Below are 21580 nucleotides of genomic sequence, written 5' to 3' on the forward strand. Positions count from 1 at the left end.
GCCGGAAAGGTTTGCCGGAAAGCTCGCGGCGTCCGGTGCGGTGCATCGCAAGGCGGAGCACTGCCCGCGTACTGGACGTACTCGGGCGGTGCGACAACGCGGCGAGGCGCCGTGCCGGGCGTCGCGAGCCGGTGAGCCTTTCCGGTCACAGCACTAAGGACTCAGCCGCTCCACCCGCCAGCCGCCGTCGGGCTCGGCGACGTAGCGGAGGCGGTCGTGCAGCCGGTTCTCGCGGCCCTGCCAGAACTCCACCGATCCCGGCGCGACGCGGAAACCGCCCCAGTGCGGCGGGACCGGCACCTGCTCGCCCTCCGGGTACCGCGCCGCCAGGTCCGCGTAGGAGGCGTCGACGGCGTCGCGTGTGTCGATCACCGAGGACTGGGCGCTGGCCCAGGCGCCGAGCTGGGAGCCGTGCGGGCGGGTGCGGAAGTAGGCGGCGGTCTCGTCCCGGCCGGTGCGGCGGGCGACGCCCTGGACGATGACCTGGCGGCTCATCGGGTGCCAGGGGAAGAGCAGCGAGACGTGCGGGTTCGCGGCCAGCTCGCGGGCCTTGCGGGAGCCGTAGTTGGTGTAGAAGACGAAGCCGTGCTCGTCGAAGCCCTTGAGCAGCACCGTGCGGGAGCTGGGCCGTCCCTCGGCGTCCGCGGTGGAGACGACCATGGCGTTCGGCTCGGACAGGCGGTCCTCGGCGGCGGCCTGCCGGAACCAGCGGGCGAACTGCTCCACCGGCGTGTCGGCGAGGTCGGACGCGGACAGCCCCTCGGACTGGTATTGCAGGCGCATCGCGGCGAGGTCGAAGGGCGCGGATTCTCCGGCTTCTCGGTCGGTCACGCGGTCATCTTGCCGTATCGGCGGCCGCGACCCGCCGGATGGCTTTCCTCACGGCCTGGCACTGAGTGCCGGACGCTCTCCCCAAACGTGGCACCCGGGGATATCGTGCTGGTGCCGTGCCGTTGGGATGAGCGCCGACCGCTCGGGGCATGACAGGGATGGCCGCCCCGGACGGCGTGTCGGCGCGCATGACCGCGGATTCGCGCGGACGGTGACCGCACGCACGCGAACGGCGTCCGTCCGCCCCCTTGAACGCCCGTTTTCGATAGCTGGTCGTCGTCTTCCGTCGCACCATCTGTCGCACAGACCACGAGGAGCCGCCAGATGTCCGACTTCGTACCCGGACTCGAGGGAGTCGTCGCGTTCGAGACGGAGATCGCCGAACCGGACAAGGAGGGCAGCGCCCTGCGGTACCGGGGCGTCGACATCGAGGAGCTGGTCGGCCACGTCTCCTTCGGCAACGTGTGGGGGCTGCTGGTCGACGGCGCCTTCAACCCGGGGCTGCCGCCCGCCGAGCCGTTCCCGATCCCGGTGCACTCCGGCGACATCCGGGTCGACGTCCAGTCGGCGCTGGCGATGCTGGCGCCGGTGTGGGGTCTCCGGCCGCTGCTGGACATCGACGCCGAGCAGGCCCGCGACGACCTGGCGCGGGCCGCCGTGACGGCGCTGTCCTACGTCGCGCAGTCGGCGCGCGGGCAGGGGCTGCCGATGGTGCCTCAGCGGGAGATCGACAAGGCGACGTCCATCACCGAGCGGTTCATGACCCGCTGGCGGGGCGAGCCGGACCCCAAGCACGTGGCGGCCGTGGACGCCTACTGGTCGTCCGCCGCCGAGCACGGCATGAACGCCTCCACCTTCACCGCCCGGGTCATCGCCTCCACCGGCGCCGACGTGGCCGCCGCCCTGTCCGGCGCGGTGGGCGCGATGTCCGGTCCGCTGCACGGCGGCGCCCCCTCCCGGGTGCTCGGCATGATCGAGGAGATCGAGCGGACCGGGGACGCCGAGGGGTACGTCAAGCAGGCGCTGGACCGCGGTGAGCGGCTGATGGGCTTCGGCCACCGCGTCTACCGGGCGGAGGACCCGCGGGCGCGGGTGCTGCGCCGCACCGCGCGCGAGCTGGGCGCACCGCGGTTCGAGGTCGCCGAGGCGCTGGAGAAGGCGGCCCTGGAGGAGCTGCACAACCGCCGCCCGGACCGCGTGCTGGCCACGAACGTGGAGTTCTGGGCGGCGATCATGCTGGACTTCGCCCAGGTCCCGGCGCACATGTTCACCTCGATGTTCACCTGCGCCCGCACCGCCGGATGGTCGGCGCACATCCTGGAGCAGAAGCGCACCGGCCGCCTGGTCCGCCCCTCGGCCCGCTACATCGGCCCCGGCCCGCGCAGCCCGCGCGACGTCACGGGCTACGAGAGCATCACGCACTGACCGCGCGCCGGGCACCGGGCGCGCGCTGGACGATGCGCGCGGCGGGTGCGGGCGTCGCGCGGGGCCCGCGGGCGCCGTCCGCGGGGTGCTGGCACCGCGCGGGGCCGCTGGGCGCCGTCCACGGGGCGCGGGCGTCACGCGGAGCTGAGCGGCTCCGCGCGGCGCCGCCGGGCGACCGGCGCGGCGGGCGCGCGGGCCGCCCTTCGGCCCGTGCTGGGGCCGAAGGGCGGCTCGTCGGACCTGTCCTCGGGGCCAGAGAACACTCGGGGCCGTCGCATCCGCAGGCGTCCGTGTCCGGCGAAGGCGGCGGGGCGTCCGCGCCGCGCCCGCGCCCCGGGCCGGTCAGCCCAGGGCGTCGTCCAGCAGCGCCGCCCACTGGGCGACCACCCGTTCGCGGCGGGCGGTGTCGTCGGTGAGGAGGTTGGCCAGGCCCAGGCCGCGGGCCATGTCCAGCAGGCCCTGCACGCTCTCGCGGACGCCCGGACGGCTCTCGTCGGCGCACAGCAGCTCCACCGCGATGCGGTGCGTCTCGCGCCCCACCCGGGCCTCCAGCTCGGTCACCCGGGCGCGGAGCTGGTCCTCGTCGGAGGCGGCGACCCACAGGTGCAGGGCGGCGCGGAACAACGGGCCGGTGAAGAGGTCGACGAGGGCGGCGGCCACGGCCCGCCGGTCGCCGGCCGCGCCCTCGGGGAAGAGGGCGCGCAGCGCGGTGGAGCGCTCCTCGGCCACGTACTCGACGGCCGCGGTGAACAGGTCCTCGCGGGTGGGGAAGTGGTGCTGGGCGGCGCCCCGGGAGACCCCGGCCCGCTCGGCGACGACGGAGACCGTGGAGCCCGCCCATCCGTGCTCGGCCAGGCAGGCCACGGCGGCCTGGAGGAGCCGCTGCCGGGTGGCCCGGCTGCGGTCCTGCTTGGGCACGCGGTCGCGGTCCGCCGACGTGCTCACACCACCCATGCCGCGTCCCGTCTCTCCAGGAAGGCCGTCATCCCCTCCCGGGCCTGGGCGGTGGAGAACAGCCGGGCCGAGAGCGCGGTCACTTCCGCCGCGTCCCGGTCGAACGTTTCCAGCACCCTAGCCGTGAGCAGCCGTTTGGTCGCGGCGAGGGCCTCGGGCGCCGAGCGGCGCAGGCCGTCCAGGACGGGCGCGAGGGCGTGGTCGACGCCGTCGGGACCGTCCGGGGCGTCGGCGCCGTCGGGACCGTTCGGGGCGTCGGCGCCGTCGGGACCGTCCGGGGCGTCGGCGCCGTCGGCGGCGGCGGTCGCTTCGGGGCCGTCGGCGGCGTCGGCGGCGAGCGTGATCAGGCCCGCGCGCACGGCCTCGGCGGCGCCGAAGCGTTCGCCGGTGAGGCAGTAGCGGGCCAGGGCGCGGGGGTCGGCGCGCGGGATCAGCGGCAGGGAGATCAGCGCGGGGGCCACGCCGATGCGGACCTCGGTGAAGGCGAAGCTGGCCGCGGCCGAGGCGGCGGCGAGGTCGCAGGCGCCGACCAGGCCGAGGCCCCCGGCGCGGACGTGCCCGGTGATCCGGGCCACGACCGGCTTGGGCAGTTCCAGGATCAGCCGCAGCAGCGCGGTCATCGCGTCGGGGGCGGGCGGGTCGCGCAGGTCGGCGCCCGCGCAGAAGGTGTTCCCGGTGTGGGTGAGGACGACGGCCCGGACCCCCGGGTCCCGCGCGCAGTCGGCGAGGGCGGCGGACAGGTCGGCGACCAGCGCGGCGGACAGCGCGTTGCGCGTGTCCACGGCGTCCAGGCTGAGGGTCTCGACGGCGCGCGTGCGCGTGCGGGAGACCGGGGTCATGCCCGCTCCTCGGGCGCCGGCTGTCCGGTCGCGGGGTCGGGCTGCCGGTCGCGCAGCTCGCGCCGGAGGATCTTCCCGGAGACGGCGCGGGGCACCGCGTCGAGGAAGGTGACCTGGCGGACCCGTTTGTAGGGGGCGACGCGTGCGGCGACGTACTCCATGACCTCTGCCGCGGTGAGCCCGGACGCGGTCGGCTGGCGCACCACGTGGGCGTGCGGGGCCTCGTCGCCGTCGGCGTCGCGGGCGCCGATGACGGCGGCGTCGGCGATGGAGGGGTGGGTGAGCAGCAGGGCCTCCAGCTCGGCGGGGGCCACCTGGTAGCCCTTGTACTTGATGAGTTCCTTGACCCGGTCGACCACGAACAGCCAGCCGTCGCCGTCCACGTGCCCGACGTCGCCGGTGTGCAGCCAGCCGTCGGCGTCGATCATCGCGGCGGTGGCGTCGGGGCGCCCCAGGTAGCCCTTCATCACCTGGGGACCGCGGATGAGGATCTCGCCGCTCTGGCCGATACCGAGGTCGGCGCCGGGGTCGTCCAGGGAGACGATCCGCATCTCGGTGCCGGCCAGCAGCTTCCCGACCGTGCCCGGCGGCGCGGTGCGCAGGGCGCCGGGCGGCACGACGTGCGTGCCGGGGGACAGTTCGGTCATGCCGTACGCCTGGCCCACCGGCGGCAGGCCCAGGCGCCGGGCGCAGGCCGCCGCGAGGTCGGCGTCCAGCGGGGCCGCCGCGCTGACGGCGTACTTCAGCGAGGACAGGTCGTAGTCGTCGACCGCCGGGTGCTTGGCGAGGGCGAGCACGATCGGCGGAGCCGCGTAGAGGACGGTGATGCGGTGGTCCTGCACGGTCTTGAGGAAGGCGTCCAGTTCGAAGCGGGGCAGCACGACGACGGTGGCGCCCTGGCGCAGCGGCGCGTTCATCAGGGCGGTCAGCCCGTAGATGTGGAAGAAGGGCAGCACGGCGAGAACGCGCTCGCCCGGTCCGGCGGTGATCGCCGAGTCCAGTTGGGCGAGGTTGGTGGCGATCTGCCGGTGGGTGAGCATCACGCCCTTGGGCAGGCCGGTGGTGCCCGAGGAGTACGGGAGGACGGCGACGTCCTCGGCCGGGTCGACGGGGACGACGGGTTCGGGCTTCGTGCAGGCGGCCAGTTCGAGCAGCGACCGGTGCCCCGGCGCCTCGTCGCAGACGAAGACCTCCTCGACGCCGCCGGCGAGCGCGGCGGCCCGCCGGGCGGTGTCGAGCAGCGGCGAGACGGTGACGATCCAGCGGGCCGCGCAGTCCCGGAGCTGCCGGGCGAACTCCTCGGCGGTGGACAGCGGGTGCACGGTGGTGACCGAGGCGCCCGCGCGGGCGGCGGCGTAGAAGGCGACGGGGAAGGCGATCGTGTTCGGGCTGTGCAGGGCGAGCACGTCGCCCTTGCGCACGCCGGATTCCGCGAACGCGGCGGCCACCCGCCGGTGGAAGCCGTCGAGTTGCGCGTAGGTGAGGACGGCGCCGCTCACGCCGTCGATCAGGGCGGGGACGTCGCCGAAGTCGGCGGCGTGCCCCAGGACGGCGTCGTGGATGGGCAGTTCGACGGCCGGAACGTCTGCGTACTCGCTGCGGAACACGGTTCCTCCTCGCCCGCCGGCGGCGGCGGTCGCTTCGGTCGGCACGGCATCGCGACGTCATGGCGTCACGGCATCGCGGCGCCATGACGCCATGGCTCAGTACGACTTGGGCAGGCCCAGGGTCTGGTGGGAGACGTAGTTGAGGATCATCTCGCGACTCACCGGGGCGATGCGGGCCACGCGCGCGGCCGTGATCAGCGAGGCGAGGCCGTACTCGCGGGTCAGGCCCGCGCCGCCCAGGGTGTGCACGGACTGGTCGACGGCCTTCACGCACGCCTCGGCGGCGGCGTACTTGGCCATGTTGGCGGCCTCGCCCGCGCCCACGTCGTCGCCCGCGTCGTAGAGGAAGGCGGCCTTCTGCGTCATCAGCCGGGCGAGTTCGAGGTCGATGTGCGCCTGGGCGAGCGGGTGGGCGATGGCCTGGTGGGCGCCGATGGGGGTCTTCCAGACGGTGCGCTCACGGGCGTACTCCACGGCCCGGCCCAGCGCGAAGCGGCCCATGCCGATCGCGAAGGCGGCCGTCATGATGCGCTCGGGGTTGAGTCCGGCGAACAACTGGAGCAGTCCCGCGTCCTCGTCGCCGACGAGCGCGTCGGCGGGCAGCCGCACGTCGTCCAGGACCAGTTCGAACTGCTTCTCGGCGGCGGTGAGTTCCATGTCGATGGGGCGGCGCTGGAAGCCGTCGGCGTCCGGCGGGACGATGAACAGGCAGGGCTTGAGGCGTCCGGTGCGGGCGTCCTCGGTGCGGCCGACGATCAGCACGGCGTCGGCGATGTCCACGCCGGAGACGTAGACCTTGCGGCCGGTGAGCAGCCAGTCGGCGCCGTCGCGGCGGGCGGTGGTGGCGATGCGGTGGGAGTTGGACCCGGCGTCCGGCTCGGTGATGCCGAACGCCATGGTGCGGCTGCCGTCGGCGAGGCCGGGCAGCCAGGCGCGTTTCTGCTCCTCGGCGCCGAACCGGGCGAGGACGGTGCCGCAGATGGCGGGCGAGACGACCAGCATCAGCAGCGGGCTGCCCGCCGCGCCCAGCTCCTCCAGGACGATGGCGAGTTCGGCGACGCCGCCGCCTCCGCCGCCGTACTCCTCGGGCAGGTTGACGCCGAGGTAGCCCAACTTGCCTGCCTCGGACCACAGTTCGCTGAGGTGGCGGCCCTCGGCGAGGGTCCGGGTGACGTAGTCGCGCCCGTAGCGCCTGCCGAGCGCGGCGACGGCGGCGCGCAGGGCCTTGTGCTCGTCGGTTTCCAGCGTGACGCTCACTGTTCCTCCTGGTGTGCCTCGACGACGGCGAGCAGGGCGCCGACCTCGACCTGGCGGCCGGGGGCGACGTGCAGGGCGCTGAGCGTCCCGGTGACGGGGGCGGTGATCTTGTGCTCCATCTTCATCGCCTCCAGCCACAGCAGCGGGTCTCCGGCCCGTACGGCGGCGCCCTCGGCCAGTCCGTCGGCGACGCGCACGACGGTCCCGGGCATCGGGGCCAGCAGCGATCCGGGGGCGCGCTGGGCGGCCGGATCGGGGAAGCGGGGCAGCTCGGTCAGCGCCGCGGTGCCGGCCCAGACGCGGTCGCCGTGGCGGGCGACCGCGTACCGGCGCCGTACGCCGTCCGCTTCGAGGACGACGGTGTCCGCATCCGCGTGCACGACGCGGACCCCGTCGGCCTCCGCGGCGAGTCCGGCGCGGGTGTGCCGGTAGCGCGCCTCGTGCTCCTCGCCCGCCATCAGGTACCGCTTGACCTGCGGCTGGGAGGGCACGTTGCGCCAGCCGCCGAACCGGGAGCGGCCCTGGGCGCCGGCCAGCGCGGCGGCCAGCGGCGCGTACGGGTCGGGGGCGGGCTCGGTGAGCCGGGCCAGGTGGCGGTCGTAGAAGCCGGTGTCCATGCGGCCGGCGGCGAACTCCTCGTGCCGCAGCGAGCGCACGAGCAGGTCCCGGTTGGTGACCGGGCCGTGCACGGCGGCCCGTTCCAGGGCGCCGGCCAGCCTGCGGGCCGCCTCGGCGCGCGTGGGGGCGTGGGCGACGGCCTTGGCGATCATCGGGTCGTAGTGGACGCCTACGGCGTCGCCGTCGGCGTAGCCGGTGTCCAGGCGGACGCCGCCGGGGACGGCGAGGCGGTGCAGGACGCCGGTCTGCGGAGCCCAGTCGCGGGCCGGGTCCTCCGCGTACAGGCGGGCCTCGATCGCGTGTCCGCGCGCGGGCGGCGGGGAGGGGTCCAGGGCGTGCCCCTCGGCGATCCGGATCTGGAGGGCGACGAGGTCGACGCCGAACACGGCCTCGGTGACGGGGTGTTCCACCTGGAGGCGGGTGTTCATCTCCAGGAAGTGCGCCCGGCCCCCGGCCACCAGGAACTCCACGGTGCCGGCCCCGGTGTAGTCGACGGCGCGGGCGGCCCGCACGGCCAGCTCGTACAGCTCCTGCTCCAGTTCCCCGGGCAGTCCGGGCGCCGGGGCCTCCTCGATCACCTTCTGGTGGCGGCGCTGGAGGGAGCAGTCCCGGGTGCCCAGCGTCCACACCGTGCCGTGCGCGTCGGCGAGGATCTGCACCTCGACGTGCCGGCCGCCCTCCAGGTAGGGCTCGACGAACACCTCGCCGTCGCCGAACGCGCTCGCCGCCTCCGCGCGGGCGGCGTCCCGTTCGGCGTCCAGGTCGGCCAGGCGCCGCACCACGCGCATGCCGCGCCCGCCGCCGCCCGCGGCGGCCTTGACCAGCACGGGCAGGTCGTCCTCGGTCACCTTCTCCAGGGACCGCACGCCCATCAGCTCCTTGGCGCGGGTCTTGGACGCCATCGCCTCGATCGCCTCCGGCGGCGGCCCGACCCACACCAGGCCCGCGTCCAGGACGGCGCGGGCGAAGCCGGCGTTCTCGGACAGGAAGCCGTAGCCGGGGTGCACGGCGTCCGCGCCCGCGGCCACGGCCGCCTTCACCACGAGGTCGCCGCGCAGGTACGTCTCGGCGGGCGCGGCGCCCGGCAGCCGTACGGCGGCGTCGGCGCCGCGCGTGTGCAGGGCGTCCTCGTCGGCGTCGGAGTGCACGGCGACCGTGGCGATGCCCAGGTCGCGGCAGGTGCGGAAGACACGGCAGGCGATCTCGCCGCGGTTGGCGACGAGCAGGGTGGAGATCACAGGGTCCCTCACATCCGGAAGACGCCGAAGCCGCCGCGCGCGCCCTGGTAGGGGGCGGTGTGCACGGCGGACAGGCACAGGCCGAGGACGGTACGGGTGTCGCGCGGGTCGATGACGCCGTCGTCGTACAGCCGCCCGGACAGGAACATCGGCAGCGACTCCGACTCGATCTGCTGCTCGACCATGGCGCGCAGCGCCGCGTCGGCCTCCTCGTCGTAGGGCCGCCCCTTGGCCTCGGCGGACTGGCGGGCGACGATCGACAGCACCCCGGCGAGCTGCTGCGGTCCCATGACCGCGGACTTGGCGCTGGGCCAGGCGAACAGGAAGCGCGGGTCGTAGGCGCGTCCGCACATGCCGTAGTGCCCGGCGCCGTAGGAGGCGCCGATCAGCACGGACAGGTGCGGGACCCGCGAGTTGGACACCGCGTTGATCATCATGGCGCCGTGCTTGATGATGCCGCCCTGCTCGTACTCCCGGCCGACCATGTAGCCGGTGGTGTTGTGCAGGAACAGCAGCGGGATGTCGCGCTGGTTGGCGAGCTGAATGAACTGGGCGGCCTTCTGCGACTCCTCGCTGAACAGCACGCCGCGGGCGTTGGCGAGGATGCCGACCGGGTAGCCGTGCAGGGTCGCCCAGCCGGTGGCCAGGCTCGTCCCGTACAGCGGTTTGAACTCGTCGAAGTCGGAGGCGTCGACGATCCGGGCGATCACCTCGCGCGGGTCGAAGGGCGCCTTCAGGTCGCCGGGGACGATGCCGAGCAGCTCCTCGTCGTCGTACTCGGGCGGGGGCGCCAGGGGCGGATCGGCGTACGCCTTGCGGTGGTTGAGGCGGGCGACGACCCGGCGGGCCTGGCGCAGCGCGTCCGGCTCGTCCACGGCGAAGTAGTCGGCGAGGCCGGACACGCGCGCGTGCATCTCGGCGCCGCCCAGGGACTCGTCGTCGCTCTCCTCGCCGGTGGCCATCTTGACCAGCGGCGGGCCGCCGAGGAACACCTTGGCGCGCTCCTCGACCATGATCACGTGGTCGGACATGCCGGGGATGTAGGCGCCGCCCGCGGTGGAGTTGCCGAAGACGACGGAGACGGTGGGGACACCGGCCGCGGACAGCCGCGTCAGGTCGCGGAAGACGGCCCCGCCCGGGATGAAGATCTCCTTCTGCGAGGGCAGGTCGGCGCCGCCGGACTCGACCAGGCTGATGCTGGGCAGCCGGTTGGCGAGCGCGATGTCGTTGGCGCGCAGCGCCTTCTTCAGGCTCCACGGGTTGCTGGCGCCGCCGCGCACGGTCGGGTCGTTGGCCGTGATCAGGCACTCCACGCCCTCGACGACCCCGATCCCGGTGACCAGCGAGGCGCCGACGGCGTAGTCGCTGCCCCAGGCGGCCAGCGGCGACAGCTCCAGGAACGGCGTGTCGGGGTCCACCAGGAGTTCGACGCGCTCGCGCGCCAGGAGCTTGCCGCGCCCCCGGTGCCGTTCGACGTACTTGGGGCCGCCGCCCGCGAGCGCCTTGGCGTGCTCGGCCTCCAGGTCGGCGAGCCGGGCGAGCATGGCCTCGCGGTTGGCCCGGTAGTCGGCGCCGCCGACGTCCAGGGCGGAGGTCAGGACGGTCACAGCAGGGCCTCCGGAATGTCCAGACAGCGGGAGCGCAGCCATTCGCCCAGGGCCTTGGCCTGCGGATCGAAGCGGTGCTGGGCGGCGACGCCCTCGCCGAGGATGCCCTCGACGACGAAGTTCAGGGCGCGCAGGTTCGGCAGCACGTGCCGGGTGACGGTCAGGGCGCGGCTCTCCGGGATCAGCTCCCGGAACCGGTCCTCGGTCAGCTCGTGGGCGAGCCACCGCCAGGCGTCCTCCGACCGCGCCCACACGCCCACGTTGGCGTCGCCGCCCTTGTCCCCGCTGCGGGCCCCGGCGACCAGCCCGAGGGCCGCCCTGCGCACCGGCCCGGCCGGGAGCGGTTCGGGCAGGGGCGGCGGCGGCACGGCGCCGAGGGGCCGCGTCTCCCCCGGCGCCGGCACGGCGATCCGGCGGCCGTCGTGCAGCACGGCCGTGTGCGCGACCTCGCCCTGCCCGACGCCGGCGGCCTCGAAGACGCCGTAGGGAGCGCCCTTGCCGGGCGGGGCGAGCACGTGGAAGCCCGGGTATCCGGCGAGCGCCAGCTCGATGGCGGCGCCGCTGAAGGGCCGCCCCACGGCCTGCGGGTCCTGGTCCCTGACGACCAGGCGGAGCAGGGCGCTGGCGGTCTCCTCGGTGGCGGCGTCGGCCCGGTCGGTGCGCACCAGGTCCCAGCGCACCTCGGCGGGCGGGGACTCGGCGGCGCCGAGCGCGTCCTCCATCTGCCGCCGCGCCAGGTCCGCCTTGCGCTCGACGTCGAGACCGGTGAGCACGAAGGTCACCTCGTTGCGGAAGCCGCCCAGCCGGTTGAGCCCGACCTTGAGCGCGGGCGGCGGCGCCTCTCCGCGCACCCCCTCGATCCGCACCCGGTCCGGCCCGTCCTGGGTCAGCCGTACGGTGTCCAGCCGCGCGGTGACGTCGGGCCCGGCGTAGCGGGCCCCGCCCGTCTCGTAGAGCAGTTGCGCGGTCACCGTGCCCACGTCCACCACCCCGCCGGTTCCGGGGTGCTTGGTGACGACGCAGGCGCCGTCGGCGTGGATCTCGGCGAGCGGGAAGCCGGGGCGGGCCAGCCGGTCCAGGGCGTGCTCGGCGAAGAACGCGTAGTTGCCGCCGGTGGCCTGGGCGCCGCACTCCAGCACGTGCCCGGCGACCACGGCGCCTGCCAGCCGGTCGTACTCCTGCGGCCGCCAGCCGAAGCAGGCGGCGGCCGGGCCGGTGACCAGGGCCGCGTCGGTGACCCGCCCGGTGACCACCACGTCGGCGCCCTCGCGCAGGCACGCGGCGATCCCGAAGCCGCCGAGGTAGGCGTGGGCGGCGAGGGTTCCGGGGTGGGCGGCGGTCAGGTCGTCGCCCTCCACGTGGGCGACCCGCACGGGCACGCCGAGCCGCCCGGCCAGCTCCCGCACCCGCTCGGCCAGTCCGGCGGGGTTGAGCCCGCCCGCGTTGGCCACGATCCGCACCCCGCGCTCGTGGGCCAGCCCGAGGCACTCCTCCAACTGCCGCAGGAACGTGCGGGCGTATCCGGCGTCCGGGTCCTTCAGCCGGTCCCGGCCCAGGATCAGCATGGTCAGCTCGGCCAGGTAGTCCCCGGTGAGCACGTCCAGCTCGCCGCCGGTCAGCATCTCCCGCATGGCGTCGAAGCGGTCGCCGTAGAACCCGGAGGCGTTCCCGACGCGCAGGGGGTTCACCGGGGGCCGTCCGGGTGGGGCGGGGGCTGTGGGGGCGTGTGGGTCGGCGGTTGTTGGGCTGTGGGGAGCGGCGGCTGTGCGGCCGTGCGGGTCGGCGGGTGCCCGGCTTTCTGGCTCGACGGCTGTTCAGCCGTGTGGGTCGGCGCCTGTTCGGCCGTGCGGGTCGGCGGTTGTCCGGTTGTTTGGCTCGGCGCCTGCTCGGCCGTGCGGGTCGGCGGCTGCCCGGCCGTTTCCTTCGGCGCGCGTCCGGCGCCGGGCGGTCCGGCGAACGCCTGGGCGATGGCCAGCCAGCGGTCGGCGTCCGGGCCCACCGCGGTCAGGGCGAGGTCGGCGCGGTGGGCGCGCTGGGTGACCAGCAGGCAGAAGTCCAGGGCGGGCCCGGCGACGCGCTGGGCGGCGTCCTCGGGCCCGTACGCCCACACCTCCCCCGCAGGGGAACGCAGCTCTACGCGGAACGGTTCGCCGGGCGCCGGCAGCCCGTGCACCAGGTGCGCGAAGTCGCGGGTGCGGACGCCGAGCCGGGCGATGTGCCGCAGCCGCTCGGTGGGCGCCGGGACGGCGCCGAGGGCTTCGGCCACGTCCAGGCCGTGCGCCCAGGTCTCCATCAGCCGGGCGGTGGCCATGGAGGCGGCCGACATGGGCGGCCCGAACCAGGGCAGCCGGGCGCCGGGCGGAACCGCGCGCAGCGCCGCGTCGAGCGCAGCCCGCCCCTCGCGCCAACGGGCCAGCAGCTCGCCCGGCGGGAGGCCGGCGCCCTCCGCCGCTCCTTCGTCCACGTAGGAGTCCGGCGCGGCCAGCGCCTTCTCCACTAGGGCCCGGAAGCCGTCGGGATCGGTGGCGGCGAGCAGCGCGCAACGGTCGGTCCAGGCGAGGTGCGCGATCTGGTGGGCGACGGTCCAGCCGGGCGCGGGCGTGGCGAGGGTCCAGCGCTCGGCGCTCGACTCCGCGACCCTCCGGTCGAGTTCGTCGCTTTCCTCACGCAGGTCGTCGAAGACGGGCGTCGGATCGGACATGAACGGGAGCATGGCAGGGGGGTCAGAAACAATCAAGCATGCTTGCATGATTTTATGCGCGGACTCTCCTGCCTTGCTTCGCCCGCCTCACTTCGCCTGCGTGACGGCGTCAAAGAGGGGCGGAGTGACCGCAGGCACGTCCGTGAACCCGGCTCAAGCGCTTCGTCGTCAAGCCACTTCGGCGTGACTGCGTCGTTTCGGTGGGCGCCCGGGGACGGTGTCGGCCCGCTCAACCTCCAGCCCCACTCCGAGCAGCAGTGGGCCGAGCGGGACGGGAAGCACCGGGACCCTGAGCGGGAACCCCGGCCCCGACGGCGGGCGACCTGCACCCGCCCGCACGGGGTCCGGCACCTGTTCGCCGCCCGGCGCCGACCACGCCAGCCAGAAGGAACAGGGCGGCATGATCCCCCGCTGCATCATCTGGCGGAACAAGCACGCCGCCGATATTCGCTTGCACCTCATCGTCACGCGGGTCAACGTCGCCTGACACCTGCGGAAGGCAGAGAAGATGACCACGCAGATCCGCCCCATCGACCACGAGCACATCCAGGCCGCGGCACACGTTGCTCGCACTCGCTGCCAGGGCGACAACCACACCATGGCGGCCGCAGCCCGTGCCCGGGACGGCCGGATCGTCACGGCGGTGAACGCCTACCACTTCACGGGAGGCCCGTGCGCCGAGCTGGTCCTCATCGGCGCGGCAGCCGCCCAGGGCGCCTACCAGCTGGACACGATCGTCGCCGTGGGTGACCGCGACCGGGGGGTCGTTCCCCCGTGCGGCCGGTGCCGTCAGGTCCTTCTCGACTACTTCCCTGCCCTCGAGGTCATCGTCGGCGAAGACGACCGCATCCGAACCGTCCCTGTCACCGACCTGCTCCCCGAGAGCTACGTCTGGGCCGACCACCAGCTCGACACCGAGTAACCGCGTCACTCAGCACGAGCTGGCACCGCTGGCGTCCACCAGGGCGAACGTCGCCTGATGCGGCTCTAGGGCGAAACACGCCCTAGGCTCGGTCTTTAACCTCCGGCTGTCCCGTGACGACGCGGGTCGACCCCCACTTCAGACCTGGTGCGAGGTGCCGTTGACACTTGGCGCATGATGACCGTCATGGAGAACGTGGCCGAGACGATCAAGGTCTGGTTCCGGTTCGTCCCCCGCGAGGGGTGGTTCCCGCAGGACGCCGAGGGTCTGTGGGCGACGAAGCTAAGCGACGACACGGCCCGTGTCGAGAGTGCCCCTTTCCTTCAAGGCGGAGTGGCCGAGGGCGACGTGGTGAAGTATCAGACCGACTCCGACGGGCTTCACTGGGCCGTCGGACAGGTCAGCTCCTCCGGTAACTGCACGATCCGTGTTGTGCCCATACCCTCTGGTCCCCTGGGTGACAGCCCACAGGCGGTCCATCAGCGACTTTCGCCGTTCGGGCTTGGAGGTGAGGTCTTCAGTGAGGACTTCCCAATGGTGGCTTTCACTGTGCCAGCAGGCGCGGACTTCGCCGGCATCAAGGCACTCCTGGCACGAGGGCAGACGGAGGAATGGTGGCACTGCGAAGTCAGCTGCGGGACCGGCGAGTGGTGGGGCGCCTGATCTCTGCGGGAGCCTACCGCCCCTGCGTTTCGAGCCCTGCCTCCCACTCGAAAGTGGTCCCGAACTGGGTCGCTCATCTGGGGATTGGCCGGACGCGAGGGCGGCCTTCGTCTGATCACGTGCTCCGATCAAGGTGCACGTGACCGAGACAAAGGCCGTGAGGGTGAGTCTGCTGCCTGATGCTGTCCGGAGGGAGGCGTTAGCGGAAGCGTCACGCTTCCGGGGCGAGTTCTACGAGTGTCTGACCGCCCGGCGCGATGAGTTGTTCGAGCTGGCGGATGCGGTGCTGTGTGCGGATGGTGCGGTGAAGTCCCCGGTGGACTCGACGCTGCTGCCCGAGCACCGTCGTGGGCACGGAGCGATGTACGGCGGCCTCAACCGCGGCCGGATCGACGTCGATCGGCTGCGAACGGTGCTGGCCGGGCTGCCGCTTCCTCGTTTCGAGGGCGGGCGCCTGGTCCTGGCAGTCGATGTGTCGCCGTGGCTGCGGTCGGACGCGCCGTGCTCAGCGGAGCGGCTGTTCTGCCACGTCTACGGCCGCGCGAAGAGCGCCTCACAGTTCATCCCGGGCTGGCTACTCCTTCGTCGCCGTGCTGGAGCCGGGCGCCACATCATGGACCGCGATCCTGGACGCGGTCCGGCTCGGACCGGTCGACGACGCGACAGCGGTCACCGCTGGCCAGCTCCGGGGAGTCGTCGAACGGCTCATCACCGCGGGCCAGTGGAAATCCGGCGAAGGGCTGTCCCGTAACTGCTGCCTGAGTGTGGTGGCGGTGTCAGTGGGCGAGGGCACACTGACTGGATGATCAGTTCTTCATCCACCGCAGCCGATGCCTCCCGCCCTTCCCCTGTCTGGGTGGAGTCGATGGGCGGTCCTCTGATCGTCGTCCCTGTCTCCGCCCTGGCCTCCTGGGGCGGGTGCACGGAGAGTGGTCTCATGGCGGGAGACGCGACTGCCCCGGACGACTACGACCGGGCCTGCGCGGTGGACGATCTGGCCGGTGTGATCCCCATCGGCGAGAACGGTGCGCAGGCGCTGGTGCTGGCGGACGAGCCGGCGACCAGCTGCTATCTGCCTCAGCGGCGAGCGTTCCTGCGGTGGCTCGCCGGCGAAACCGAGGCCGGACTGAGCGCCGCGGCAGATGCTGTCCTCGCAGACCCGGCCACGGTGTGGGAGGAGTGCGGCAGCTGGGTCTCGGACGGTTCGGCGGTGCTATTGGACTCTGCCGAAGCTGGTTCCGACTTGGGCATCGAGTATCCCGACGGCGGGATGCCCGGCCAGGCATCGGTCCCACTGTCCGCTGGCCGCTGGAGGGTCCGCGCCACGCAGACCTGGGCGGACGGGGAGAACTGGGTCGGCCTGGTCCAGCTCCTGCCCGCCGACTCCTGAACGGACAGTACTTCAGGCCGGGTGCGGTCAGCCGCGGCGCGCAAGGTTGTGCAGATGAGCGACGCCTGAGGCACTGGATCACCGACGAGTACCAACACAACGGCCTGCGTGCGAGCAACGGAACCGTCCTGGACCGCCTCATCGCTCTGATACGCGAAACACCGTGAAACCCGCTTTGTCGCACACCGGAGCTGGACCTACCTCATGGCACTGGCCTGCGGATCTTCATCCGACAGATGACCGGGCTGGCCACCCGCTACCTTTACTCGGTTGATGTGACATGTCCGTCCGCTCAGTGATCACCGGCGGGGCATCCGCGAGGCCGTCTCGCAACCGTCTCATCAGATCGGCCACCGCCTCAGGCGCAGCAGCCGCGGCGACGGCCGCCGACCTTCGACCGTGAGACGTACAAACAGCGGAACACCGTCGAGCGGTGGTGCATCAACCGTGCCGCACAGCGGCGCGGCCCGGCCACGTGAAGCAACAAGCTCGCCATGGCCTTTCAAGCCGCACTGCATCTCGCCGCCATCCTCGTCTGGGCACGGCGCTGACCAAGGAGACAGGCCCTAGTAGTGCTTTGTCAGCCGGTCTTGTCACGAAAATCAGTCGGCAGCCGGAGACCGAGCACCCTAACGTGCAGGCATGGCACCCTCACTTGAGCGTCCCCCTTTGCAGGCCGACGAACGCACCGCGCTCACCGGCTGGCTTGATCTGCAACGGCAGATCCTGAGATGGAAGTGCGAGGGGTTGAGCGACGCCGACGCGCACCGCTCCGTCATCCCGACCTCGCCGGCGATGACGATGGCCGGGCTCATCAGTCATATGCGGTGGGTCGAGCACACCTGGCTGGAGGTGCTGTTCCTGGGCGGCGACAAGACGCGGAACCCGTCCTTCGACGAGACGGACGAGGACGCCGACTGGCGTGCCGACGGCGTCTCCTTGCACCATCTGCTCGCCGAGTACGAGGCCCAGTGCGTCCGCAGCGACGAGATCGTGGCCGCGGCCTCCCTGGACGACGTCGGCCGCCATCCCGACTACCGCTCCGCCAACGCCAACCTCCGCTGGATGCTCCTCCACCTCGTCGAAGAGACCGGACGGCACGCGGGGCACGCGGACATCGTGAGAGAGCTGCTCGACGGGGCGAAGGGGTACTACTAGGGCCTGTGGGCGCGGCGCCCGCCGAGAACCGGCTCAGCCCAGAAGCGCGGCGACCGCTTGCGACCGGCTCGACCGGCGGGCCCCTCGACCGAGGGGCCCCACCCGCGCGGTCAGGCTTCCGGGGCCTGCGGGCGCACCCTCCCCTGGGCCACCTGGGTGCGCACCGCGCCCATGCTCGCCGCGATGACCAGCACGATCGCCGCGGCCTCCATGAGCGTGAGCGACTGCCCCAGGACGAGGAAGCCGGCCGTGGCGGCGAGAGCGGGCTCCAGGCTCATGAGGACGGCGAAGGTGGAAGCGGGCAGGCGGCGCAGGGCGAGGAGTTCGAGCGTGTAGGGCATGACCGAGGAGAGCATCGCCACCGCCGCGCCCAGGCCGAACGTCGTCGGGTTCGCCAGCTTCGCCCCCGACTCGGCTATCCCGAGCGGCAGGAACAGCAGCGCGCCGACCGTCATGGCCAGGGCCAGCCCGTCGGCCTGCGGGAAGCGCCGGCCGGTGCGCGCGCTGAACACGATGTACGCCGCCCACATCGCCCCCGCGCTCAGCGCCAGGCCGACACCGGCCGGGTCGAGGCCGCTGAAGCCCCCGCCGCCGAGCAGGAAGACGCCGGCCAGGGCGAGAGCCGCCCACACGACGTTGACCGCGCGCCGGGACGCCAGGACCGACAGGGCGAGCGGGCCCAACACCTCCAAGGTGACGGCGGCGCCGAGCGGGATGCGCGCGATGGCCTGGTAGAAGAGGCCGTTCATCGCCGCCATCGCGACGCCGAAGACGACCACCGTGGCCCAGTCGGCCCGCGAGTGTCCGCGCAGGCGGGGGCGGCACACCGCCATCAGCACGATCGCGGCCACCAGCAGCCGCAGGCTCACCACGCCGAGCGCGCCCGCGCGGGGCATCAGCGTCACCGCGAGGGCGCCGCCGAACTGCACCGAGACACCGCCTGCCAGCACCAGCCCGACCGGGCCGAGGGCGCCGAAACGGCCCTCGGCTCCCGAGCCGGACTCGGGCACGGAGGCCGCCTGGGCCGGAGCAGGCGAGGCCGGAGCGGAGGGGGCGGCCGCGCCGGGGGTGCTGTTGCGGAGGCTCACGAGTCGGTCCAAGCGGTTGATGCGGGGCCCTGCGGGGCTCTGAAGTCCTGATCGTCCATCACGGTGCACTTTCCAGTCCACAATAATGCACTCACGTCAGGTGTGTGAAGTCGTAAAGCAACTGTCTCGCACCCTGGCACTCGTCTCCTCGCCGCGACTCTCACGTCTTCGGTCAGCGACGCCTCCCCTGCCCGGCTCGCCCCGCCCGGCTCCCGTCCCAGCCCTCGGGGCTCTCGGCCCTCAGTCCTCACCTCACACCTCCCAGCCCTCGGCTCTCAGTCCTCACCTCGCACCTCCCAGCCTTCGGCTCTCGGCCTTCAGCCCCGGGCTCTCAGCCCTCAGCAGCCCGCATCCGCCCTCCGTCCCCCTCGTCGTCCAGGCCCTCCGCCAGAATCTCCGCCAGATGCGCGCCCCGTATCCCCGCGAGCTGGTGCAGTTGGGTGCGGCAGGAGAAGCCGTCCGCGAGGATCGCCGTGTCCGGTCCGGCGCCGCGCACGGAGGGCAGCAGCCGCTCCTCCGCGCAGGCGGTGGAGACCTCCCAGTGGCCTTTCGCGAACCCGAAGTCGCCGGCCAGACCGCAGCAGCCGCCGGAGAGTTCGCCGGTCAGCCCGGCGGCCGCGCGCAGGCGGCGGTCGGCGGCGTCGCCGAGCACGGCGTGCTGGTGGCAGTGGGTCTGGCCCGCGACCGGGCGGTTCAGGCGGGGCGGCCGCCAGCCGGGGGCGTGGCGCTCCAAGGTCTCGGCGAAGGTGAGGACGCGGTCGGCGAGACGGCGTGCCCTCGGGTCGTCGGGCAGCAGTTCCGGCAGGTCGGTGCGGAGCGCGGCGGCGCAGCTCGGCTCCAGGACGACCACCGGTGCGCCGGCCTCGATCACCGGCCCCATCAGGTCCAGGGTGCGGCGCAGCACGGCGCGGGCCCGGTCGAGCTGGCCGGTGGAGACGTAGGTGAGGCCGCAGCAGACCCGGCCGTGGACCAGGCCGCGCAGGACGGTCGCCGGGTTCGCGGCGGCGTCCCGTCCCGAGCCCACCGGCGGCCGGCGCAGCCGCAGGGTCGGCGGGAGCGCCACCCGCAGCCCGGCCGCCTCCAGCACGCGGACGGCCGCCCGGCCCACCGAGGGCGACAGGTGCTCGGTGAAGGTGTCGGGCCACAGGACGACGACGTCGCCTTCGCCCTCCCGGACCCGCTGCGGCCGGGTCCGCCACCACCGGGTGAAGGGCTGTGCGGCCAGGCGGGGGATCGCTCGTTCAGGTGTGATTCCGCCCAGCCGTTTGGCGACGGCGGCCAGGGGGCGCACGGCGGCGAGCGCGTTCAGGAGGGGCGCCGCGCGGACGCGGGACGCCCAGCGCAGCCAGACCGGCAGCCATCCCATCGCGTAGTGGGCGGCGGGGCGGCGCCGGCCCGCGTAGTGGTGGTGCAGGAACTCCGCCTTGTACGCGGCCATGTCGACGCCGACCGGGCAGTCCGAGCGGCAGCCCTTGCAGGACAGGCAGAGGTCGAGGGCGTCGCGCACCTCGGCGGACCGCCAGCCGTCGGTGATCACTTCGCCCGCCAGCATCTCGTGCAGCAGCCGGGCCCGCCCGCGGGTGGAGTGTTCCTCCCGTCCCGTCGCCCGGAAGGAGGGGCACATCACCTCCGGGCCGGAGGTCTGCGTCGTACGGCACTTCGCCACTCCGACGCAGCGGCGCACCGCCGCGGAGAAGTCGCCGCCGTCCGCCTGGTAGCCGAAGGCCACCGGCACCGGCTCGCGGGGCAGCACGGCGAAGCGCAGGTCGGCGTCCAGCGGGGCCGGGCGGACCAGGATGCCCGGGTTCAGCAGGTCGTCCGGGTCCCAGACGGCCTTGGCCCGCTCGAACAGGGCCACCATCGGGGCGCCGTACATCTTCGGCAGCAGCTCGGCGCGGGCCTGGCCGTCGCCGTGTTCCCCGGACAGCGAGCCGCCGTGGGCCGTCACCAGTTCGGCGAGGTCCTCCGAGAAGCGCCGGAAGCGCCCGACGCCGGCGGGCGTGAGCAGGTCGAAGTCGATCCGGACGTGCACGCAGCCGTCCCCGAAGTGCCCGTACGGCGTGCCGCGCAGGCCGTGGGCGGCCAGCAGCGCCCGGAACTCCCGCAGATACGCGCCGAGCCGGACCGGCGGCACCGCGCAGTCCTCCCAGCCGGGCCACGCCTCGGAGCCGTCCGGCATCCGGGTCGCGGCGCCGCTGGCGTCCTCGCGCACCTGCCACAGCGCGCGCTGCCCGGCCGGGTCGGTGACGACCAGGGCGTCCACGGCGTCGGCGGCCCGCACGACCGCCTCCGCCCGCGCGCGTGCCTCGTCCGTGCCGTCCGTGCCGTCCGCGCCGTCCGTGCCGTATGCGCCTGTCTCCACGAACAGCCAGGCGGACCCCCGGGGCAGCAGGGCCGTGCCGCGCGGCACCAGGTCGCGGGCCATTCCCTCCACGGTGAGCGGCGCGAGCGGCAGCAGTCCCGCGGCGGCCTCGGCGGCGGCGCTCTCGTCGGCGTAGCCCAGCACGGCCAGCGCCCGCACGCGGGGCGCCGCCACCAGGTCGACGACCGCCTCGGTCAGCACCCCGAGCGTGCCCTCGGAGCCGCAGAAGGACCGGGCGACGTGCGCGCCGCGCTCGGGCAGCAGGGCGTCCAGCGCGTATCCGGAAATGCGCCGGGGCAGGTCGGGGAAGCCCGTCCGCAGCCGGGCCAGCTCGCCCCCGGCCAGCTCGCGCAGCCCGTCCGGGGCGCCGGCCCAGTCCCGGCCCAGGCGCAGCGGCCGTCCTCGCGCGGTGAGCACCGACAGTTCGCGCACGCTGTCCGCGGTCGTCCCCCACGCCACCGAGTGGGAGCCGCAGGAGTTGTTGGCGATCATCCCGCCTAGCGTGCACCGGCTGTGCGTGGACGGGTCGGGACCGAAGCGCAGACCGTGCGGGGCGGCGGCCTCCTGGAGCCGGTCCAGGACGAGGCCGGGCTGCACGACGGCGGTCCGCGCGACCGGGTCCAGCGCCAGCAGGCCGTTCATGTGCCGGGTGAAGTCCAGCACCACGCCCGTGCCGGTCGCCTGCCCGGCGATGGACGTGCCCCCGCCGCGCGGTGCCACCGGGACTCCGCGCGCCCGGCACACCTCCAGCGCGGCGGCCACGTCGTCGGCGTCCCGGGGCGCGACCACCGCCAGGGGCACCCGCCGGTAGTTGGACGCGTCCATGGTCATCAGCGCCCGGGAGGCGGCGTCGGCGCCGACCTCCCCCCGCACCGCCCTGCGCAGTTCGTCCGCGAGATCCGTCATGCGTCCAGAATGCA

At 73.8% G+C, this 21580-nt stretch carries 16 protein-coding genes and 3 pseudogenes; 8 read left to right on the top strand and 11 right to left on the bottom strand.

Going from position 1 to position 21580, the window contains the following annotated elements; translation table 11 throughout:
* Positions 1-153: 153 nt before the first annotated feature.
* Positions 154-831: a pyridoxamine 5'-phosphate oxidase gene (pdxH, locus tag ABZ861_RS10280; protein ID WP_361626754.1), complete on the bottom strand. Its 678-nt coding sequence runs from the start codon at positions 829-831 to the stop codon at positions 154-156.
* A 324-nt stretch (positions 832-1155) separates the two neighbouring features.
* Here pdxH and ABZ861_RS10285 point away from each other — a divergent pair, with 324 nt between their 5' ends.
* Positions 1156-2256 carry a citrate synthase 2 gene (locus ABZ861_RS10285; RefSeq protein WP_361626757.1) on the top strand — a complete coding sequence of 367 codons (1101 nt, stop codon included), beginning with the start codon at positions 1156-1158 and terminating at the stop codon, positions 2254-2256.
* 342 nt (positions 2257-2598) lie between these two features.
* Here the strand turns inward: ABZ861_RS10285 and ABZ861_RS10290 are convergent, their stop codons facing one another.
* The 8 genes from ABZ861_RS10290 to ABZ861_RS10325 all read right to left on the bottom strand — a co-directional run bounded on the left by ABZ861_RS10290 (position 2599) and on the right by ABZ861_RS10325 (position 13077).
* Positions 2599-3210, bottom strand: coding sequence for a TetR/AcrR family transcriptional regulator (locus ABZ861_RS10290; protein ID WP_361626760.1), 612 nt, complete (start codon positions 3208-3210; stop codon positions 2599-2601).
* Entirely contained in the window at positions 3198-4049 is an 852-nt protein-coding gene (locus ABZ861_RS10295; RefSeq protein WP_361626763.1) for an enoyl-CoA hydratase-related protein, read from the bottom strand. The genes ABZ861_RS10290 and ABZ861_RS10295 overlap by 13 nt, the downstream gene beginning before the upstream one ends.
* Entirely contained in the window at positions 4046-5656 is a 1611-nt protein-coding gene (locus ABZ861_RS10300; RefSeq protein WP_361626766.1) for an AMP-binding protein, read from the bottom strand. The genes ABZ861_RS10295 and ABZ861_RS10300 overlap by 4 nt, the downstream gene beginning before the upstream one ends.
* A 96-nt stretch (positions 5657-5752) precedes the next feature.
* On the bottom strand, positions 5753-6913 hold the full coding sequence (locus ABZ861_RS10305; protein WP_361626769.1) for an acyl-CoA dehydrogenase family protein: 1161 nt from the start codon (positions 6911-6913) through the stop codon (positions 5753-5755).
* Positions 6910-8769, bottom strand: coding sequence for a biotin carboxylase N-terminal domain-containing protein (locus ABZ861_RS10310; RefSeq protein ID WP_361626772.1), 1860 nt, complete (start codon positions 8767-8769; stop codon positions 6910-6912). Before ABZ861_RS10310 ends, ABZ861_RS10305 begins: the two co-directional genes overlap by 4 nt.
* A gap of 8 nt (positions 8770-8777) precedes the next feature.
* A complete protein-coding gene (locus tag ABZ861_RS10315) occupies positions 8778-10376 on the bottom strand; it encodes a carboxyl transferase domain-containing protein (RefSeq protein ID WP_361626775.1) in 1599 nt (532 codons plus the stop codon).
* Complete coding sequence (locus tag ABZ861_RS10320) at positions 10373-12064, bottom strand: acyclic terpene utilization AtuA family protein (protein WP_361626778.1); 1692 nt, start codon at positions 12062-12064, stop codon at positions 10373-10375. The genes ABZ861_RS10315 and ABZ861_RS10320 overlap by 4 nt, the downstream gene beginning before the upstream one ends.
* The gene (locus tag ABZ861_RS10325) at positions 12061-13077 is read right to left on the bottom strand and encodes a TIGR03084 family metal-binding protein (RefSeq protein WP_361626781.1); all 1017 of its coding nucleotides are present in this window, start codon (positions 13075-13077) and stop codon (positions 12061-12063) included. The genes ABZ861_RS10320 and ABZ861_RS10325 overlap by 4 nt, the downstream gene beginning before the upstream one ends.
* A 222-nt stretch (positions 13078-13299) precedes the next feature.
* Here ABZ861_RS10325 and ABZ861_RS10330 point away from each other — a divergent pair.
* From ABZ861_RS10330 to ABZ861_RS10360, 7 genes and pseudogenes are all read left to right on the top strand, one after another.
* A pseudogene (locus ABZ861_RS10330) lies at positions 13300-13564 on the top strand (hypothetical protein); the annotation flags it as partial.
* A 21-nt stretch (positions 13565-13585) separates the two neighbouring features.
* Positions 13586-13999 carry a cytidine deaminase gene (locus tag ABZ861_RS10335; RefSeq protein ID WP_361626784.1) on the top strand — a complete coding sequence of 138 codons (414 nt, stop codon included), beginning with the start codon at positions 13586-13588 and terminating at the stop codon, positions 13997-13999.
* Positions 14000-14173: 174 nt separating this feature from the next.
* Entirely contained in the window at positions 14174-14662 is a 489-nt protein-coding gene (locus ABZ861_RS10340) for a DUF4265 domain-containing protein (RefSeq protein ID WP_361626787.1), read from the top strand.
* Positions 14663-14825: 163 nt separating this feature from the next.
* Positions 14826-15399: pseudogene (locus ABZ861_RS10345) on the top strand (transposase); the annotation flags it as partial.
* Positions 15400-15464: 65 nt separating this feature from the next.
* Entirely contained in the window at positions 15465-16052 is a 588-nt protein-coding gene (locus ABZ861_RS10350) for an Imm21 family immunity protein (RefSeq protein WP_361626790.1), read from the top strand.
* 303 nt (positions 16053-16355) lie between these two features.
* Positions 16356-16603, top strand: a pseudogene (locus tag ABZ861_RS10355) (IS5/IS1182 family transposase); the annotation flags it as partial.
* A gap of 91 nt (positions 16604-16694) precedes the next feature.
* Complete coding sequence (locus tag ABZ861_RS10360; RefSeq protein WP_361626793.1) at positions 16695-17210, top strand: DinB family protein; 516 nt, start codon at positions 16695-16697, stop codon at positions 17208-17210.
* Positions 17211-17320: 110 nt separating this feature from the next.
* Here ABZ861_RS10360 and ABZ861_RS10365 read toward each other — a convergent pair whose 3' ends face one another.
* Together ABZ861_RS10365 and ABZ861_RS10370 are read right to left on the bottom strand one after the other, a co-directional pair.
* Positions 17321-18298: an EamA family transporter gene (locus ABZ861_RS10365; RefSeq protein ID WP_361626796.1), complete on the bottom strand. Its 978-nt coding sequence runs from the start codon at positions 18296-18298 to the stop codon at positions 17321-17323.
* A 331-nt stretch (positions 18299-18629) separates the two neighbouring features.
* Positions 18630-21566 (bottom strand): FAD-binding and (Fe-S)-binding domain-containing protein, encoded by a 2937-nt coding sequence (locus ABZ861_RS10370; RefSeq protein WP_361626799.1) that lies wholly within the window; start codon positions 21564-21566, stop codon positions 18630-18632.
* Positions 21567-21580 lie beyond the last annotated feature (14 nt).

The sequence above is a fragment of the Streptomyces sp. NPDC046985 genome (assembly GCF_040644415.1).
Lineage (GTDB): Bacteria > Actinomycetota > Actinomycetes > Streptomycetales > Streptomycetaceae > Streptomyces.